At 75.1% G+C, this 939-nt stretch carries 1 protein-coding gene; it reads left to right on the top strand.

What is annotated here, in order from left to right:
• The first annotated feature begins 232 nt into the window (after window positions 1-232).
• The gene (locus AE652_RS42120) at window positions 233-661 is read left to right on the top strand and encodes an RICIN domain-containing protein (RefSeq protein WP_049661454.1); all 429 of its coding nucleotides are present in this window, start codon (window positions 233-235) and stop codon (window positions 659-661) included.
• Window positions 662-939: the final 278 nt, after the last annotated feature.

Here is a 939-nt window from a genome sequence, read left to right as displayed (position 1 = left end):
GCCGGCTCCGGCGGCGGGGGTTCGGAGCGCAGCGGCGCAGCCCGGTCCGACGGTTCCCGGCGAGCCGCCCCGTGCGCTACCGGAAGCCACCGGCCCTCCGGCCTCGACCGGGGGCGACCGACCCGCGCCGCCCCCGGCGCCCACCGCCTCCGCGTCCGCGTTCCCGGTTCCAGCTCCGGTTCCGGTTCCGGGGCGCCTCGGCGGCACCCCGCTGGTCCCGCCGACGGGATCGGTGGCGATCAGGAACAACAACAGCCTGCAGTGCATCGCCACGCCCGGCGGGAGCCGGGAGGAGGGCGCGCAGGTCCAGCAGTATCCCTGCGGGGACTTCCCCGACCACTTCTGGCAGACCCAGCAGGCCTACACGGACGCCGACGGCGACACCTACTACCGGATCGTCAGCTACAACAGCGCCCTCTGTCTCTCCGTCCAGGACTCCAGCACCGAGGCCACCGCCCAGGTCGTCCAGTCGGCGTGCCGGAACAACCCCGGGCAGGCCTGGAAGATCGAGAAGTGGCCGCACGGCATCCGCTTCGTCAACGGCAACAGCCGCCAGTGCCTCGCCGTCTCCCACGGCAGCAACGCCCCGCAGGCCCCGCTGATGCAGTACCCGTGCGGCGACTACCCGGACCACCACTGGGGCTACGGCTCACGCCGCTGAAGCTCGTTCCAGAGGCCGGGAACGGGACTTCCCGGCACGAGCAGGGTGTCGCGGGCTGGCCCGGATGCCGTGGCGCGACGGGCGCACGCCATGCGCCGGCGTGGAGGCAGGCCGCCCACAGGGAGGGGGTCGCCGGAGAGCGGTCGCGTACCGCCCGGACGCCGGGGTCCGCGGTACTGCGGGCGGAGAGGTACGCCAATCCCGGCCGCGGCGGGCCGGTTGGGCCGTGCTGCTCTCGGCTGTCGGCCGGCCGCCGGCGAGGCGGGCGGGCGCCGGTG

Origin of the sequence: Kitasatospora sp. MY 5-36 (assembly GCF_001182915.1) — a bacterium.
In the GTDB taxonomy this organism is placed as follows: Bacteria; Actinomycetota; Actinomycetes; order Streptomycetales; family Streptomycetaceae; genus Kitasatospora.
Note: the sequence above shows the minus strand (reverse complement) of the source record. Positions and strands in the feature narration are given on the sequence as shown.